This window comes from Acinetobacter nematophilus, assembly GCF_026344175.1.
Taxonomy (GTDB): domain Bacteria; phylum Pseudomonadota; class Gammaproteobacteria; order Pseudomonadales; family Moraxellaceae; genus Acinetobacter; species Acinetobacter nematophilus.
In genome coordinates, this window is the sequence record NZ_JAPKMY010000009.1 from 66,023 (window position 1) to 84,228 (window position 18,206).

Genomic DNA, 18,206 nt, shown 5'->3' on the forward strand with positions numbered 1-18,206 from the left:
ATACGACCAAATTCCTATAAGGAGAACTCATGAGTGACAGCAGCAATCAGTTGATGCCCCTGTCCTTATCTGCACCAGGTGTTAACTTAGGTGCTTATATCAGCACCGTAAATCAGATTCCTATCTTGACAGCTGAGCAAGAGAAAGAGTTGGCTGATCGTTATTTCTATGATCAAGATTTAGATGCTGCAAAAATGTTAGTGATGTCTCACTTACGTTTCGTAGTTCATATTGCCCGTAGTTATGCAGGTTATGGCTTACCACAGGGTGACTTAATTCAAGAAGGCAATCTCGGTTTAATGAAGGCTGTTAAACGCTTTGACCCTAATATGGGGGTTCGTTTAGTGTCTTTTGCAGTGCATTGGATCAAGGCTGAGATTCATGAATATGTGATCCGCAACTGGCGAATTGTAAAAATTGCAACGACAAAAGCACAACGTAAATTATTTTTTAATTTGCGCAGTCTTAAAAAATCGAGCAAAAAACTCACTCTTGAAGAAGCACAATCGATTGCCAAGGACCTGAACGTTACACCAGAGCAAGTCTTGGAAATGGAAGGTCGCTTGACTGCTTATGATGCAGCTTTTGAAGCTCAAGGTGATGATGACGATGAAGGCTCAACGCATGTTGCTCCCGCCCTATATCTAGAAGATAATCGTTACGATCCAGCGCGTTTAGTTGAAGAAGAAGATTACGAAGAACAAAGCACCTCCGCTTTGCATGATGCAATGGAACAGTTAGACGATCGCTCAAGAAACATTTTGCAACGCCGTTGGTTAGATGATGATAAATCTACATTACACGAGTTAGCGGCAGAATATAATGTTTCAGCCGAGCGTATTCGCCAATTGGAAAAAAATGCCATGGATAAAATTAAGATTGCCATGTCATCCAACTAATTTCCATCTGCAAATACATTGGTTTGAATAAAAGGGCGATCTGCCCTTTTATTTTACCTAGCGTTTTATTGAATCTCACATCTTCATAGATTTTGCCTTTAATCCGAGTTAAATTTTATGTTATGGTTATGCGCAAATTGATGCAGATGAATGGCTTATGTGGATTGCAATTTCAGCACTGAATTTAGCACTTGCAGTAATCTTAGGTGCATTTGGGGCACATGGCTTAAAAGCCCGAGCAACAGAAGCACAATTGGCTTGGTGGCAAACTGCAACGGATTATTTCTTCTATCATGCCCTGGGTTTATTGGCATTGGCAGTACTCAGTAAAGTCATTCCACAACTTCCAATCAAAGCCAGTTTTTTGCTGATCCAGATTGGAATCCTATTTTTTTGCGGTTCATTATATATCATGGCACTCGGTTTACCGCGTGGCTTGGGTGCAATTACACCGATTGGCGGTGCACTGATGATCGCTGGCTGGCTGGTGCTTGCCTGGAATGCCTTAAAATACGCGAAATAAATCTGTTTTGATTTTTTTAAATCACAATTTGCGCAATCGAATGGAATGTCTATGCAAATTTTCTTAAATGGTGAGCCCCAAGAAACCTCTTGCCAAAATCTTCTACAACTGGTTCAAGAACTTTCGCTGGAAGGTAAACGCTTTGCAGTTGAAATGAATGAAATGATTATTTCCAAAAGCAAACTTGAACTCACCCCTATTGCTGAAAAAGACCGTATTGAAATCATTCATGCGGTTGGTGGCGGCTAATTTGGAGCTCTCCCATGCTAGATTTACCTATTGAAAACTCTCCACTGATAATTGGTTCACGCACCTTCCAGTCCCGTCTTCTTGTCGGTACCGGCAAATATAAGGACTTGCAGGAAACAGATTTAGCCATCCAAGCCAGTGGTGCCGAAATTGTCACCGTTGCAATTCGACGTGTAAATATTGGGCAGAATCCAGATCAACCTAATTTGCTGTCAGTGATCCCGCCTGAAAAATATACTCTCCTTCCCAATACTGCAGGTTGTTTTGATGCCAATAGTGCGGTACGTACCTGTATGTTGGCTCGTGAACTGTTAGATGGGCATAACTTGGTTAAACTGGAGGTATTAGGTGATGAGAAAACCCTTTACCCTAACGTAACTGCAACACTGGAAGCTGCGCGCACATTGATTGATGATGGTTTTGAAGTGATGGTTTACACATCGGATGATCCTATTGTGGCCCAAGAGCTTGAAAGCATGGGCTGTGTTGCGATTATGCCTTTGGGTAGTCTGATTGGTTCCGGTCTTGGAATTTTAAATCCACATACCATTTCCATCATCAAAGAAAATGCGAGGGTTCCAGTATTGGTTGATGCTGGTGTCGGTACTGCAAGTGATGCAGCAATTGCAATGGAATTGGGTTGTGATGGTGTTTTGATGAATACTGCAATTGCTGCCGCACAAAATCCCATTTTGATGGCTTCAGCAATGAAAAAAGCTGTAGAAGCGGGTCGTGAAGCTTATTTAGCAGGTCGTATGCCACGTAAACGCATGGCAAATGCAAGTTCACCTGAGACAGGTTATTTCTTTAAATAGCTGCCATCAAATCGCTTCTTGATGATTCACTGAAAGACTTAAATTACCTAACTGTATTTTTCGAAATTCTTTTAGGCTTAAATATCTTAGGGTCTGTTGACATTTCATAAATGCTTTGCACTGTCGCAAATATGGACAAATTGTCAGCAGCCCCTAATAAATCAATTGAGAAAAATTATGTTTAAAATAATAAATACGAGTCTTTTTCTTATTGCCTGTTCACCCATCATAAGTTTTGCAAATCAGCCATCGGATGCTTTAAAAAAATTTGTACCACACGATTGGGAAATACTCAGCCAAGCCAGAGGTGATTTGAATCAGGACGGAAAAACTGACATTGCACTGCTGATTCAACCCAAAAACAAACATCAACACAACCGGAAGCTTTTGGTTCTATTTGATAAAGATCAACGACCACAACTCAAATTCAGTCAACACATTCCAAACTGGACCTACCATGCAAGTGAAAAGTGTACCGACGATGCTTTAGATGATTCCTCCTTGAGAATAAACCATCAACGTTTAGAATTGATATTCAGTAGCATGTCATCATGTAGTAATACCTATGGTTTAGTCACGACGTACAGTTTTAAATTAAACAATAGCCACTTCGATTTAATTGGTTATGACTCATCTTATCTAGATAAAATTAATGGTAAACAAGACGAAATTAGTATTAACTTTCTGACGCATAAAGCCAAACTAAGCTCGACTGCAAATATTTTTGCTGAAGTTGAAACACCACCTAAAGTGATTTGGAAAACAATCAAGTCAGCAAAAAGTTATACTCTGGAAAATATTCCTTGGGAGAATGAAGCGTTAGTTCTCAACTTTAGTGTTCAGTGGATTGGAGAAAAACAATGAAGAATAAAATACCGCTAATTTTATTTTGCATGCTAACTACATATTCAGCTTTTCTTTGGGCTGATACTCGAACAAGCTATCAATCCTTTGTCCCTCAAAACTGGAACATACTTAGCAGAGCACAAGGTGACTTAAATGGTGATCAGCAGCCAGATCTTGCCTTGATTATTGAGGATACTGATCCAAAAAATATTGTCAAAAATGATCGTTTAGGCAATCCTCAGCTCAATTTAAACCGTCGAAAATTATTGATTCTACTTAAATCCCCTCAAGGTTATCGTCTTGTAGCAAGTAATTCCACTTTACCAAGTGAAGGAGACCCGGAATCCCCTTGTCTTGCTGATCCTTTAGGCGAAGACAATTCACTCAGCATCAAAAATGGATTAGTGCAAATTAATTTACATTATTGGCTCAGCTGTGGTTCGTGGTATGTGAGCAATCATCTTTTTACTTTCCGCTACCAAAACCAATCTTTTAAGTTGATAGGCTATGATACTACTGACATTCATCGAGCATCTGGCGAAATCAATGCGAAAAGTATCAATTTTTTAACAGGAAAAATCAAAAAAACTTCGGGTGGCGATGCTTTTGAAAATCAAAAAGCCTCTCAGCAAGAATCTTGGTCAAAGTTAAAACAAAAATATACACTCACATTAGAACAAATTGATTTCAAGCATTATGGAGAATATGAATAAAGTAGTTTGAAACCTGATCAAGCCAATATTAGATTGATGATAAAACTTCATTCATTAGATCTCTTCCATAAATCAAAAATGATCATATGGAACAAGCCATAGGGATAATAAAAATTTCCTCTCTGTTAGAAAAAAGATTCAGATCAGGAGATTATATGCTGGTTAATAGTTTGAAAAAGGGCTTATCAGAGAAAACGCTTATAAATTTCATAGGATCAAAATAATGTATGGTGAAAAATTATTCTATCTATTTTTTGCATTCATAAACTGCTCAAACTGGGTTATGGCAGATGCCATTGAAACCAAACTTCAAGTTTTTATTCCCCCAAGGCTGGAAAATACTCAGCGAAGCTGAAGGTGACTTAAATAGGGATCAGCAGGCAGATCTGGTGTTAATTCTTGAAAACACTGATCAAAAAAATATTGTGAATGATGGCTCATATGATAAAAACCAGAAAATTCACGACTCAACCTAAATGAGCGCAAATTGCTGGTTCTATTTAAAGATGATCAAACTTACCGCCAGATTGCCAATAATGATTCACTTACAAGGGAAAGCAATAGTGAAAAGAAATGCCTAATTGATCCTCTAATTGTAGACCACTCCCCCATCATCCAGAATGGATAACTCAAAATCTCTTTAAATTTTGGATTTCTTTGTGAATCATAGGGGGATTTTTAATAATGTATATACATTCCGTTATCAAAACCAAGTATTTAATCTAATTGGTTACGATTTACATTAATTTGATCGACCATCAGGTAATAGTCGTAGTGACAGTACTGATTTTTTAACCAGAAGATTCAAACAAAGCTTAAACACTCCTGAGCTTAATCTTAAACACACTCCACAAATATCATAGTCAAAATTAAACAAAGCATCTTTACTCAAGTTGGAGCAGATCAATTTTGGGCTGTATCGCCACCGCTAGCTTCTCGTAAAGCAGGAAACAACTGTTTAATGAAAAGTGGTTTTACAACCCATGTGCTAAAACTCGAATTTTGATTTCAGCCACATGGTCTTTGACTTCAAGCTGATATTTTTGCATATGTTCAGTGTGTAAGTGAGCATTCAGATACTCAATACTTTCCCATTTTTCAAGCATGACAATCAAATCAGCATCCCGAGTTTGATAATTCACATCAACATTGGCATCCACCAAAAGCTGATAGCCATGACAGCCCTGTTCTTGCAATACTATTGGTGTAATTTTTTTAAAAGCTTGAATGATCTGTTCTTTATGTGGGCCATTCGGATGGGCATAAATTTCAGCAATAATCGTCAACATTTTACGTTCCTCAGCATTTTGAATGAGTTATTGATTTGCATATCTTAAGCAAAAAGTCGATGCAAATGATCACGATATTGCTGCTCATATTGCCTAACTTGAGGTGCTTTAATCACATCATTTACAATAAAGGTGTCTAGGCTGTGCATCCCTAAAAATTGATTGGCTTTATGGAAAGGTAAATAAACACCATCTACACCCACACCATGGAAGAATTGTTCTGGATCATCAAATGCATCTATAGGTGCATTCCATGTTAGTGACAACATATACTTTTTGTCATGGATCAATCCACCTGAACCATATTTTTTTGACACATCAGAACGTGTACGACCATCATTGGCATATAAGCTTCCATGACCTGTTGTGAATACATCATCGATATACTTTTTCATTGTCCAAGGCGCCCCCATCCACCAACCTGGCATTTGGTAAATCACTGTATCTGCCCAAAGGTATTTTTCTACTTCTTCCTGAGCATCGTAACTTGCGTCTGTACGAGTCACTTTCACAGAATGTCCTAAATCTGAAAGTACCTGTTCAGCCAAAGCGGTTAAAGTATCGTTTAGCTCACCATTTGAATGTGCAAACTGTTTTGCGCCATTTACAATCAGAATCTTACTCATTACTCACCTGTGTATCGTCAATGTTTTAAACCAATGGCGTCACTATAATGATAATTTTTAGTGTAAAAAATGCATGAATAAGCAAAATATTATTGACTAAAAGTCAACAATAACCTTAAACAATTGATTGAGATATCTGAGCGAAATCGATAGAAATTGATCAAGCATAAAAAAAAACACCCGAAGGTGTTTTTTAAATGATTTTTGCGTCAAGGAATTAAACCTTCATCTCGCATTGCAATCTGCACAGATTGGCGTTCAGCCACTTTATTGCGTAAAGCTACAATATTGGTAAACGGCGTTAAATCATGCTGAATATAGTTCGACCAGTTGGTGAGTACAAATAAATACGCATCTGCTGGACCAAAACGGTCATTGACCAAATAATCATATTCAGATTCAGCGAGATAGTCATCTATATACTTCAACATCTTATCCAATGTTGCATAACCACGTACTTTTTCGTCTTCGGTAATTGCTGGATCAAAAAATACAGCATATTCATCATGTAATTCAGAGTTTAAATAACCTAGCCATTCCAATACTTTGGCACGTCCCAAACCTGATGGTGGGATCAAATCTTGTTTTGGGTCATGTTGAGCAATGAATGGAAGAACTGCGACATTTTCAGTCAAAATCAGACCTGGATTGATTTCTAAAGCTGGAACATAACCTTTAGGATTAATTTCGTAATAATCTGCACCCTTTTCTGTTTTATGTGTTTTTAAATCAACACGTTCAAGGTCAAAATCAACATTAATTTCATTCAATAAAATATGAGCAGCTAAAGAACATGCACCTGGTGAATAATATAACTTCATATCTAATCCTTGTTATATGACTGTTTAAGTTGTAAATGGCTTTATCGGCAATTTCAAGTCAAGAAACATAAAACTGCAAATCAGCATAGATTTATAAAATAGCTACAACTTGAATATTCAGCAAAATGAAGACTTTTTCAAGTCAAACTTAGCTGCATTTTCACTAAAAGATGTTTTAACATACGCATCTTTAAAGAATGATGAAAGGTCTATAGTGATTAGTCTAAAAAAGACAGAATGGTTGTCCAATATCCGTACAGATGTACTTGCTGGACTAGTTGTGGGCTTAGCACTTATTCCTGAATCTATTGCTTTTTCTGCAATTGCGGGTGTTGATCCTCAAGTGGGTCTGTATGCTTCTTTTTGTATCGCTGTCACTATTGCTTTTTTTGGTGGTCGCACAGCCATGATTTCTGCAGCCACAGGCGCTATGGCATTGCTTATGGTAACTTTGGTCAAAGATCATGGTCTACAATATTTATTTGCTACCACAATCTTAACTGGCATCATTCAAATCCTCGCAGGCTATTTCAAAGTCGCAAAATTAATGCGTTTTGTTTCTCAGTCTGTGGTGTATGGATTTGTGAATGCATTGGCAATTTTAATTTTTGTCGCACAAATTCCCGAATTGCAACGTATGGATTTGACCGCCTATCTATTTGTTGGATTAGGACTACTTGTTGTCTATTTATTTCCTTATATCCCCAAAATTGGCAAACTGATTCCCTCACCTTTGGTATGCATCATTGTACTTAGTCTGGTCGCAATTTTGTTCAGCACGGATATGCGTACTGTAAGTGATTTAGGTAAATTTCCTGATACATTGCCTATTTTCCTTATTCCTGAAATACCGCTTAACCTTGATACTTTAAAAATTATTTTTCCTTATGCAGTCACTTTGGCAACTGTCGGTTTACTTGAAACCATGATGACAACTACCATTGTTAATGAAGTCACGCAAACTGAAGGTGATCGCCATAAAGAATGTCGTGGTCAAGGTATTGCGAATATAGCCAGTGGATTTATGGGCGGTATGGCAGGTTGTGCAATGATTGGACAATCGATTATCAATGTTTCTTCAGGTGCACGTACACGTTTGTCAACACTGGTCGCTGGAGTATTTTTACTGTGTTTGGTGGTCTTTTTTAAAAATTGGTTGGCTTATATTCCAATGGCTGCTTTGGTAGCAATTATGATTATGGTGGCATTCACAACTTTTAATTGGGACTCACTCAAAAACTTTTCCAAACATCCGAAACAAAGTAATACAGTCATGCTGACAGTAGTTGTTATTGTATTGATGACCCATAACTTAGCTTTGGGAGTATTGGTTGGTGTTCTATTATCTGCACTGTTCTTGGTAAATAAACTTGAAAGTGAAGTTCGAGTGCATTCTGAATTGTTAAACGATAGCCGCCACTATTATATTTATGGACAAATCTTTTTTAGCAGTGCCGAAAAGTTTTTCCAATTTTTTAATTTTCATGAAGCAACAGAAAAAGTCATCATTGATTTAACGCATGCACATATTTGGGATATCACCTCGGTCAATATGTTAAAGCAAGTACAAAATAAATTTCTACAGAATAATATTCAAGTTGAAGTGATTGGTATGAATGAAGCAAGCCGTATGCTTGTAGATCAATTTAGTACATCAGCAGAAAGCACTACTTCATGATCTGAGAAGTGATATAAAGCATGAAGTTTTGTAGCATCACTGCGAGTAAATCACATGTTTGAAATTTAAACGGCATCAGCTTAGGTTGTATGCTGTTTGTTTTCCGCAGGCAATCTACAAAAAACTCTAATTTTCATGTTCTAAATCATGTTTAAGTCGTAAAATACCTATTATCAGGTATAGCGCAGTAGCTAAATATCTGAAAAACTAGATACATTAAGCATCAACGAGCTTTTTGACATCATGAACAATGAGTTAAGTCTACCTGTACCTGTCATCATTGTAGAGGATGAACCGCTTATACAAAAAAGACTGGCTGATATATTGGTGAATATTGGGTATTCAACATCAGATTTAGCTTTTGCTCAAAGTCTAGCACAAGCCAAAGAATTACTTGAAATATATTCTGCATCTTTTGCCTTGGTTGATTTAGGACTTCCAGACGGAAATGGAATTGAATTTATAGAAATTTTAAAAAACTATGATCCGACCATCACGGTTTTAGTGATTTCGGCATGGAGTACTGAAGATGCGATTCTCAACGCATTAAGTGCAGGTGCAACAGGATATGTACTCAAAGAACGTGATGATATTGAAGTCGCACTTTCAATCAGAAGTGTTTTACGGGGCGGCGCACCTATTGATCCATTTATTGCTCAAAAAATTTTAAAAAAATTACACTTCAATGAAAAAAATGATGGCAACAAATCCATAACTGGCCAAAAAACAACTGAAAATGAGAGTATTTTATCAAAAAGAGAACTTGGAATTTTAGAGCTGGTTTCACAAGGTTTAAGCAATAAGGAAATTGCAGATCTACTTAATTTATCTCGCTATACCGTTGAATCTCATATTAAACATATTTATCGGAAACTTGCGGTATGCAACAGAGCAAAAGCCATCGATACAGCACGCAACATGGGATTACTCAATTAACACTCAATGTTATTGGTTTTCTGTATCTGCTTTTAGCAACTCTGCAAACTGCATGTTTTGCTCAAGCAAATCTGTTGAATCAAAGTCTTGAGGGAGATGCACATTGCCATTTTCAAATTCTCAATATACAAGTTGCCCAAGCGAAGGCAAATCAGCCAGAACGTGTTCCTCAAACAGGATGGGAGCATGTTCAGTTACCCGATGATTGGGAAAAGCGTTGGCATCATTATACAGGTAGTGCATGGTATAAAATTCAATGGCGTTATCAATGTAGTCAAGACCATCAAGCCATTGCGCTTTTGATAGAACGCATTAATTTAGCTGGTGCGATTTATAGTAATAATGAATTGTTATGGAAAGATAAGTCTCTCGTTGAACCTTTATCAAGAAGTTGGAACATGCCTAGATATTGGGTTCTTCCTTCATCCTCTGTTCAAAATCACAAAAATGAAATTTTAGTCCGTGTTGTTGGTGTTTCTTCACAACATTCTGGGTTAGGCAAAATTCGATTTGGGCGTGCAGAAGATATTGTTAATCAAAATGATCAACTGATTTTCGAACGACGTACTTTATTTTTAATCAATATAATCATCAGCTTTGTTCTTGGAACCATTGGCTTTACGATTTGGCTATTCAGGCGTGAAGAAAAAGCCTTTGGCTGGTTTGGCCTAACCTCATTTTTCTGGGTGTTATTTGCGTATAACATTATATCGACGGTACCTATTCCATTTACAGATACTTTATTTACGGCTCGACTTAATTTAATTTTTTTAGTCGGTTACGTATATTGTCTATGTTTATTTGCGTGGCGGTTTGCGCTTCAACAATACACATATCTTGAACGTTTACTTTTAGCAAGCTTCATCATTTGCATCTTGGCATTACTCTTTACGCCTAACGCATATTTGGACAAAATCTTACTGATTACATTTCTTTATGCAGGTCTGGTATTTATTTTTAACTGCCTGCTGTTTCAATGGGTTGCATTTAAAAAACCCAAAGTCGACATTTTACTTTTAGCTTTTATTTTTTTGATTTATCTGGTGATTATCGTTCATGACCTCTACACCATGCTCAATTATGATGATCAACACCTCTATTGGACACCATTTGCAGCACCAATCACAAGTTTGGCAATTTCATTTATTCTGGCTTATCGAATCTCACAAAATGTTTCCCGAATTGAAAAGTTCAATCAAACACTTGAAGAAACGGTTGAGACAGTTACTTTTCATTTGGAACAGTCTTTAGAGAAAAAACACCAACTGCAAATCGATAATATGCGTTTACAGGAACGTTTGAATTTGTCTCATGAATTACATGATGGGCTGGGTGGTTCAATTGTACGTTCAATGATTTTACTTGAGCATAGTGAACATATCGAAAAACAACAAGTCCTCTCCATGTTTAAACTTTTACGGAATGATCTCCGACAAGTGATTGACTCAGGTACAAGCTTAGGTGAAAAAGTTCCAGAAAATCCGATCATATGGGCTGCACCATTACGCCATCGATTTGTTCAACTTTTCGAAGAAATGGAAATTGAATCGACATGGATATTTGCTGAGAATTGGTTACTGAAACCACCACCTTTGATTTGTTTAACCTTATCACGTGTGGCGGAAGAAGCCTTGACCAATATTATAAAACATAGCCAAGCTTCAGATGTCGAGGTTGCTCTGGTTGAAAATGCACGTCAACAATTGGTTTTAACCGTTCAAGACAATGGTATTGGTTTTGAAGTTGATCAAGTCCAGTCAGGGCTGCATGTTGGATTACAAAGCATGCAGGTTCGCGTAAAGCGAATTGGAGGGAGCTTTGAGATACATTCACAGCAAGGATTTACTGTAATACGTGCCGTCTTACCCCTAAAAGATAAGAATGAATAAATTTTAAAATCAAAAAGAGAAACTAAATCTCTAGTTTCTCTTTCCTTAAATTGTTCGAGCCTATTTCTTTTTAGGGCGTGCCAAAACCGAGGTTACTGTCAATAACACCAAGCCAATTAAAGACCACAGCCCTGTGCTTCCTCCACTACTTTTAGCCCCTGTTGTAGGTGAATCATTTAAATCTAAATCTACAACAACTGGGTCATGGTCAGAAGAACGGAATGCATCTGTACTGTAGAAAGATGCAATTTGCTCTTCTGTTTTAAACTCTTCGTTGTAATCAAGAGCCGTAGGTTCATCAGCATTGATGTGCCATGCAAAAGTACGTTTAACCATTGGATATAAGTTGGCATCTGCAATGGCATGATCTAAATTACCTGCACCACCATTCCCTGTTGCATCACTCGCAACACCAAAGACATAACTATAAGCGAATTTACCTTGACCAATTTTTTCATCATTTAACAATACCTTATAGTTGGCTTTTTCAAAGGCTAAGATTGGATCTTCTTTGGCATAACTGTTCATATCTCCAACCAATAAATAATGAGGCTTTTCAGCTTTAGTCGGATTGGTTGCAATCCATTGAATCAATTTTTGTACTGCAGTTACACGGGTAGGATTCCAGCAGCCTTGACCATCATTTTGGTTGGCTTCAGGTGATGCCTTATCATCAGGACAACTGCCTTTAGATTTTAAATGGTTGGGTATAACCGTAAAAGTTTTCCCGCCAGTCACGGCTTGGAAGCTTTGCGCCATAGTGACACGATTTTTCTGCGTCAAATCATCATAAACCACTGGGTTACCCACAGTTTTTACACGCTTACTATTATAGATAATCGCAACTGCGATCACATCAGTTCCTAATTTATCCATATTTGGTGGAATAACATATTTCCAATCTGCCCCCAAAGCCTTGGTTAAATAAGCGACTGCACTTTTATCACCATAACCATTGTTGGCAATTTCCATCAAACCATATACATCTGCATCAATGGTTTTAATTGCGTTGACGATTTTTGCATGTTGGCGGTTAAATTCTGAAGCAGTGTTTGCACCACGATCAGGTTTAACGCCAATCAAAGGAGAATTGTCATAGTTTAAGACATTGAATGCAGCAACACGGACTTGCTTAGTATCTTTAGCAGGAACATTTGCATTTCGAGAATTAGTATCTTTGACAATTTCAGGTAAGGTTTTATTTTGAACTGGCTGGATACGCCAGGCATTAAAACGATATTCTAAAATCCCTTCAACATTCTTTAACTGATAACCTGTCCGTAAGGTATTGGCAGCATTAAAATTTACTGGAAGCCAAGGTGTTCTATTTTGATTATTATAACCATCATCTAAAATAATTTTTGATAACAGGTTGGTTTTGGCTAGTGCAACTGCTTCTGCTGATTTTGCAGGATATAAGTTGGTCGGGATATATAAACGTCCCAGACTTAATGACAGCTGACCATAACGACCATAATCATAGTTTTCACTGACCGTTAAAGTTTGTGGCATTTTCACCAACATCCCTTGATAACGTTTAGGTGAATTGCCTGTTGCATCCGTTAAATTTGAAAATGGAAGTTGAACCGGTGTTGCACTGACTAAGTTGGCAGCTTGATTATTACAGGTACCAATATTGTTACTGAGTTGATCAAGCTGTAACTGATTTTGATAAGTCGTTAAACGTCCCTTAAGAATCACTTCCTCACCCGCTTTTCCACCAATGACTGGACTTCCAGCAGGAATATATACAAAAATTGCATTACTCAAATTCGCTTTGGCTTTTGTGTCAGGCGTTTGGATATAAAAACCTGAAAATCCATCCTGATAACGATAGTCGGCGGTAATGACCCCTCGAACGATGTACTGCTGATTCTGTGTAGCAGACTGCAAATCTGCAATAGGAGTATCAGCTGTGCTACAACTCAAAGCATTTCCTGTTGGCGGGGTTGTTGTGTCTGCACCTAAATAGGTATTGAAGGCATTACGATCTGACCATTTTGTCCACTCGCTATCCAAGTCGAAGGCGCTATTGGGATCTACTGAACTCACATCATTTTTATTTTTTATTCTGCTTAGGCTATTTTGATAACTGGTAATCGTTGTTCCCCAACCTCCACTTGCTGGACGTTCACCAATACGCCCAAAACGATCGACTGGAGTTCCTTTATATAAAAGAACCAATGCATCATCACCATTGAATGTCAAACCAGCGACTTGATTTACCTTAGTTCCAATTTCTGCTTGTAATTCACTGCGACCCAAAATAAATTTTGCTTTGCCGGCGAGATTTCCCTGTAAGGCAAATGTTGCTGATTTGCTCGTTACCCCATTGGTGTATTGCTGAATTTCATAATCCGCGAGATTAACTGCTGTTGCATCTGGATTATAAATTTCTAATCCTTTTTTATTGGCAGCACCATCGATATATTGACTAAACATCAATTGTGCATGGCTTGAAAATGAACAACCCAATAAAGCAAGGCTTAAACATAGAGTATGTGGTTTTAAAATTTGCATGATTTTTAACATTTGTTGAAATTTACAGCAGATTAATTTTTATTAATGACAATATCGTGAATTCAGATCATCCGATTGCAAGCTTTTGCCCCGGGATGGCTGATCAAATATCATAGCAATTTAAAATAAAGTGCTAAAATATCTGATTTTCAGATGTTTTTGTATAAAAAAGCACCCTTTCGGGTGCAAGAGCATGGAACTTTAATAAAAATATAAAGGATCGAAAATTAAATCATTCACTGCATTTGCTGTAATTTAGCCACTTCTTGTTGCTTGAGTAGATTACGCTGAATCTTTCCACTAGAAGTTTTTGGCAAGTTTGCGACAAATTCAATTTCACGCGGGTATGAATGTTTGGATAGACGTGATCGAACATAGTTTTGTAATTTAACATTTAATTCATCTGAGGCTAAAAATTGCGGCTTGAGTACAATAAAAGCTTTAACGATTTCTGTTCGTTCTGGATCAGGCTTTCCAATCACTGCTGATTCCAAAACTTCGCTACATTCAAGTAGTGTACTTTCTACATCAAAGGGTCCAACACGATAGCCTGACGTTGTAATGACATCGTCTGCACGCCCAATAAAATCAATTCCGCCTAACTCATTGAGTCGAACTGTATCACCTGTTAAATAATACTTTCCGACAAAAGATTTGCGGTTATTTCCGCCATACCCTTTAAACCAGGTGAGTGATGATTTTTCAAAATCAATTGCCAAAGTTCCTATTTCTCCAGGTTCCACCTCTTTGTGGTCTTGATTTAAAACTGCAAAACGATGTCCAGGATTTGCAAAACCCGCAGAACCTACCTTGACGGGGTGAGATAATGCATGATGATTACCGATCACCATACCCAATTCTGTTTGTCCATATTGATCATATATGTTGACGCCAAGATCATGGTTAAACCAATGGATTACTTCAGGCGTTAAAGGCTCTCCCGCACTGCTGACTACACGTAAATGGTCTTTGATTGAAGCATCAAATTTTTCTTTAAAACCAAAGAACATACGAAAAGCTGTGGGAGATCCAGTCAAATTACTGACTTTGTACTTTTCAATAATTTCCAATGCATGGTCTACACTGAAGGCACGTTCATCCATGATAATGCTGTGTCCCAACCCCAATGGTCCGGTGATACCATAATATAAGCCATATGCCCACCCCGGATCCGCCAGATTCCAAAACGAGTCTTCTTCACGTAGATCAACGGCATGACGCATATATTCTTTAAATGCTAAAACAGCTTTGAGAGGCACAGGAACTGACTTGGCTAAACCCGTGGTTCCTGAAGTAAACATCATTAAGAAATCATCTTCAAAAGTTAACATAACCGGATGATGTATTGCTGATTGCTTGGCCAACTCCCCCCAAAAATCAGCTTCTTTACTCTGACAAAAATCAGAGGCATGAACAGTCAGAATATGAGGTAATTCAATTTGATCCAATTTGCTACGTTGTTCTTGATTGGTGACCATTAACTGCGTATTGGCAGCTGTAATACGATGTTCAATTGCTTTAGATTCAAAAGCAGTAAACAAAGGTTGATAGATTGCGCCAATTCGCCATGTGGCCAAAATGGTAATAAGTAATTCAGGCGTACGTGGTAATAATCCAGCAATACAATCTCCAGAATTTAAACCAATTGATTGGAAATAATTTGCCAACTGTCCAGAAGCCTCTGCAAGCTGCTCAAATGTCCATTGTGCTGATTCGCCTTTTTTTCCTTCCCAGATCAAAGCAACTTTATTTAAACCGACAAAACGCCCACAACACTCTTCATAGGCATTCATCGACTCTGGGTTTCCAACCAATTGTTCATTGATCAACTTGGCATAATCAAATTCCAGATAAGCCTGTTCCAGTGTTTTCATGTCAATATCCTTGTCTTTGTCAACACACCATCTCGATGTGCAATTCCATATCTGTGTTCTAGCTTTTATTGAACTGCTAAATCATTCAGCATTTGTTCCAGTGCTTATAGATAAACATGATTAGAATTCATACACAATTTCCAAATACCTCAATTCTGCTGCGGTATTTGGACATGTATAACGGTGCGAAAAATACCCATAAAAAGACCAGCATGATGCTGGCCTCTCGATCAATTTGATAGCATCTTTCAGCTTTGCATCATTCAGTTACGGCGCGTGCAATCACTAAACGTTGGATATCGGATGCCCCTTCATAAATCTGACTGACACGAACATCTCGATAAATTCGCTCAACAGGAAAGTCAGAAACATAGCCATAGCCACCATGTATCTGTATGGCATCAGAACAGACTTTTTCTGCGATTTCCGAGGCAAAAAGTTTTGCCATCGATGCCTCTTTTAAACAAGGCAAACCCGCATCTTTCAAACTTGCAGCATGGTAAATCAACTGACGTGCTGCCTCGATTTGAGTTGCCATATCGGCAAGACGAAATGCCACAGCTTGGTGCTGAACCAGTTCTACACCAAAAGCTTTACGTTGACTGGCGTATTCAACGGCAGCTTCTAATGCTGCACGAGCCATACCTACACATTGCGATGCAATACCAATTCGTCCTGACTCTAAATTCGATAAGGCAATTTTGTAGCCTTCACCTTCATTGCCCAATAAGTTTTCAGCAGGAATTCGACAATTTTCAAAAACAATCGTCGCAGTATCTGAACAACGTTGCCCCATTTTGTCTTCAATGCGGGAAACGATATATCCCTTTGTATCAGTTGGAACAATAAAGCAAGAAATTCCCTTTTTGCCAGCTGTCTTATCTGTCATGGCGAACACAATTGCAACTTGTGCATTTTGTCCCGACGTAATGAATTGTTTGGTACCATTAATGACCCATGCATCGCCATCACGTTCAGCTTTACATAACAAAGCACCAGCATCTGAACCTGCCTGTGGCTCTGTTAAGCAAAAGCAACCAAGCCAGCGACCTGTTGCCAAAGGCATTAAATAATCTTGTTTCTGCTGTGCTGAACCATATTTTTGGATAATTCCACAAGGTAATGAGTTTTGTACACTGACAATCGTAGAAATTGCTCCATCACCTGCTGCAATTTCTTCAATCGCGACAACCAAAGACATATAGTCCAAACCAGCACCCCCCCATTGCTCGGCTACGGTCATTCCCAATGCCCCCAAATCTCCCAGTGCTGCTAATTGCACTTTCGGAAATTGTGAATGCTTATCTCGCTCAGCAGCCGTTGGCTTGAGTTCATTTTGAGCATAATTGCGCATCATTTCCTGAACCATCTTTTGATCATCATTGAGTATCATTCGAGTATCCCTCTCAGTGGGTTTTAAAAGATTTTGAACATGACTGTCCTGATGCCAAGCTCAAGCATGTAAATAAATCAATGAAATTAAGGTCAAATTTGTCCAATACCGCCTTTTGAGCAGTATGGGACATTATTTTTTAGGTGTTTTACTTTACAAATGGCAAGATCAATAGCTGAAGCTAAGTGCTTTTGAAATGCATAAATGAGATTAGACTTACTTCGGTTGCATACGGATTGCACCATCTAAACGAATTGTTTCTCCGTTTAAATAACTATTTTCACAAATATGTCCCACAAGCTGTGCAAACTCTTCAGGTTTTGCCAGACGTTTTGGAAAAGGCACCATTTCACCTAAAGCATCTTGAACATTTTGTGGCAAAGCTTTCAGCATCGGTGTTTCCATAATACCAGGTGCAATGGTCATGACACGAATGGCATGCTGCGACAGCTCTCTTGCCAAAGGTAAAGTCATTGCGACAACAGCACCTTTGGACGCCGCGTATGCAGTTTGCCCAATTTGCCCATCAAAAGCCGCCACTGAAGCAGTGTTGATAATGACGCCACGCTCTTCTTCTCCGGCTGCAAGTTCATAACGTGAAATCACATCTGCAGCAAAGCGAAGCATATTAAACGTTCCTGATACGTTAATATTTAAAACCTTCTGAAATGCATCCAAGGCATGAATGCCGTTTTTCCCCAAAACCTTTGCAGAAGGACCGATACCTGCACAATTGATCAAACCATTGAGCTGTCTGTGATCTTGTTCTAGTTGCTTAAAGAATTGTTCTACCGCAGTTTCATTGGTCACATCCAATTGAACAAATTTGGATTTTTCACCAAGACGCTTTTGCATTTCTTCACCAAGCTCATGATTCATATCCACCATGATCACGCTTGCCCCTTGAGCAACCAAATATGATGCAGTTGCAGCACCGAGACCAGATGCTCCACCTGTTACAACAAAGACTTTTCCTTCAATTTTCATTTTTCTTCCTTATTCATTGTTAAATAAATAGCGATAGATTTTAAATTAAACCTATTTTCGACTTAAGATGAAGAGTAAACATAGTCAAGCTTGAGTACAATTTCCAAAAGTTGCATCCTGTATGATGGATTTGGACAATTTAAAAATT

The 18,206-nt window shown here is 38.2% G+C and carries 17 protein-coding genes; 10 read left to right on the forward strand and 7 right to left on the reverse strand.

Annotated features, from left to right (window positions below; all coding sequences use genetic code 11):
* Nucleotides 1–29: 29 nt before the first annotated feature.
* The 7 genes from rpoH (at nucleotide 30) to OSH00_RS15455 (ending at nucleotide 4,521) form a co-directional block, all read left to right on the forward strand.
* A complete protein-coding gene (gene rpoH / locus OSH00_RS15425; protein WP_004824351.1) occupies nucleotides 30–899 on the forward strand; it encodes an RNA polymerase sigma factor RpoH in 870 nt (289 codons plus the stop codon).
* Nucleotides 900–1,056: 157 nt separating this feature from the next.
* Complete coding sequence (locus tag OSH00_RS15430) at nucleotides 1,057–1,422, forward strand: DUF423 domain-containing protein (RefSeq protein ID WP_196075632.1); 366 nt, start codon at nucleotides 1,057–1,059, stop codon at nucleotides 1,420–1,422.
* 51 nt (nucleotides 1,423–1,473) lie between these two features.
* Nucleotides 1,474–1,671, forward strand: a complete 198-nt coding sequence (gene thiS, locus OSH00_RS15435; protein ID WP_004824354.1) for a sulfur carrier protein ThiS — start codon at nucleotides 1,474–1,476, stop codon at nucleotides 1,669–1,671.
* 29 nt (nucleotides 1,672–1,700) lie between these two features.
* The gene (locus tag OSH00_RS15440; protein WP_266131265.1) at nucleotides 1,701–2,486 is read left to right on the forward strand and encodes a thiazole synthase; all 786 of its coding nucleotides are present in this window, start codon (nucleotides 1,701–1,703) and stop codon (nucleotides 2,484–2,486) included.
* A gap of 177 nt (nucleotides 2,487–2,663) precedes the next feature.
* Complete coding sequence (locus OSH00_RS15445) at nucleotides 2,664–3,350, forward strand: hypothetical protein (protein WP_266131183.1); 687 nt, start codon at nucleotides 2,664–2,666, stop codon at nucleotides 3,348–3,350.
* Nucleotides 3,347–4,045: a hypothetical protein gene (locus OSH00_RS15450; protein ID WP_266131184.1), complete on the forward strand. Its 699-nt coding sequence runs from the start codon at nucleotides 3,347–3,349 to the stop codon at nucleotides 4,043–4,045. The genes OSH00_RS15445 and OSH00_RS15450 overlap by 4 nt, the downstream gene beginning before the upstream one ends.
* A gap of 290 nt (nucleotides 4,046–4,335) precedes the next feature.
* Nucleotides 4,336–4,521: a hypothetical protein gene (locus OSH00_RS15455; RefSeq protein WP_266131185.1), complete on the forward strand. Its 186-nt coding sequence runs from the start codon at nucleotides 4,336–4,338 to the stop codon at nucleotides 4,519–4,521.
* A 498-nt stretch (nucleotides 4,522–5,019) separates the two neighbouring features.
* On the opposite strand, the gene OSH00_RS15460 is transcribed toward OSH00_RS15455, so the two are convergent.
* From OSH00_RS15460 to gstA, 3 genes are all read right to left on the reverse strand, one after another.
* A complete protein-coding gene (locus OSH00_RS15460) occupies nucleotides 5,020–5,334 on the reverse strand; it encodes a putative quinol monooxygenase (protein ID WP_266131186.1) in 315 nt (104 codons plus the stop codon).
* A gap of 44 nt (nucleotides 5,335–5,378) precedes the next feature.
* The gene (locus OSH00_RS15465) at nucleotides 5,379–5,960 is read right to left on the reverse strand and encodes an NAD(P)H-dependent oxidoreductase (RefSeq protein ID WP_266131187.1); all 582 of its coding nucleotides are present in this window, start codon (nucleotides 5,958–5,960) and stop codon (nucleotides 5,379–5,381) included.
* A gap of 209 nt (nucleotides 5,961–6,169) precedes the next feature.
* Complete coding sequence (gene gstA, locus OSH00_RS15470) at nucleotides 6,170–6,781, reverse strand: glutathione transferase GstA (protein ID WP_004824362.1); 612 nt, start codon at nucleotides 6,779–6,781, stop codon at nucleotides 6,170–6,172.
* Nucleotides 6,782–6,995: 214 nt separating this feature from the next.
* Here gstA and OSH00_RS15475 point away from each other — a divergent pair, with 214 nt between their 5' ends.
* From OSH00_RS15475 to OSH00_RS15485, 3 genes are all read left to right on the forward strand, one after another.
* Nucleotides 6,996–8,459, forward strand: coding sequence for a SulP family inorganic anion transporter (locus tag OSH00_RS15475; RefSeq protein WP_266131188.1), 1,464 nt, complete (start codon nucleotides 6,996–6,998; stop codon nucleotides 8,457–8,459).
* A gap of 243 nt (nucleotides 8,460–8,702) precedes the next feature.
* Nucleotides 8,703–9,395, forward strand: a complete 693-nt coding sequence (locus OSH00_RS15480) for a LuxR C-terminal-related transcriptional regulator (RefSeq protein ID WP_266131189.1) — start codon at nucleotides 8,703–8,705, stop codon at nucleotides 9,393–9,395.
* Nucleotides 9,341–11,284 carry a sensor histidine kinase gene (locus OSH00_RS15485; protein ID WP_266131190.1) on the forward strand — a complete coding sequence of 648 codons (1,944 nt, stop codon included), beginning with the start codon at nucleotides 9,341–9,343 and terminating at the stop codon, nucleotides 11,282–11,284. The genes OSH00_RS15480 and OSH00_RS15485 overlap by 55 nt, the downstream gene beginning before the upstream one ends.
* Before the next feature lie 60 nt (nucleotides 11,285–11,344).
* On the opposite strand, the gene OSH00_RS15490 is transcribed toward OSH00_RS15485, so the two are convergent.
* From OSH00_RS15490 to OSH00_RS15505, 4 genes are all read right to left on the reverse strand, one after another.
* On the reverse strand, nucleotides 11,345–13,804 hold the full coding sequence (locus OSH00_RS15490) for an ExeM/NucH family extracellular endonuclease (protein ID WP_266131191.1): 2,460 nt from the start codon (nucleotides 13,802–13,804) through the stop codon (nucleotides 11,345–11,347).
* A 236-nt stretch (nucleotides 13,805–14,040) separates the two neighbouring features.
* Nucleotides 14,041–15,678: an AMP-binding protein gene (locus OSH00_RS15495; RefSeq protein ID WP_266131192.1), complete on the reverse strand. Its 1,638-nt coding sequence runs from the start codon at nucleotides 15,676–15,678 to the stop codon at nucleotides 14,041–14,043.
* Nucleotides 15,679–15,937: 259 nt separating this feature from the next.
* Nucleotides 15,938–17,071, reverse strand: coding sequence for an acyl-CoA dehydrogenase family protein (locus tag OSH00_RS15500; protein WP_266131193.1), 1,134 nt, complete (start codon nucleotides 17,069–17,071; stop codon nucleotides 15,938–15,940).
* Between the two features lie 216 nt (nucleotides 17,072–17,287).
* Nucleotides 17,288–18,058, reverse strand: a complete 771-nt coding sequence (locus OSH00_RS15505) for an SDR family NAD(P)-dependent oxidoreductase (RefSeq protein ID WP_266131194.1) — start codon at nucleotides 18,056–18,058, stop codon at nucleotides 17,288–17,290.
* Between the last annotated feature and the right edge of the window lie 148 nt (nucleotides 18,059–18,206).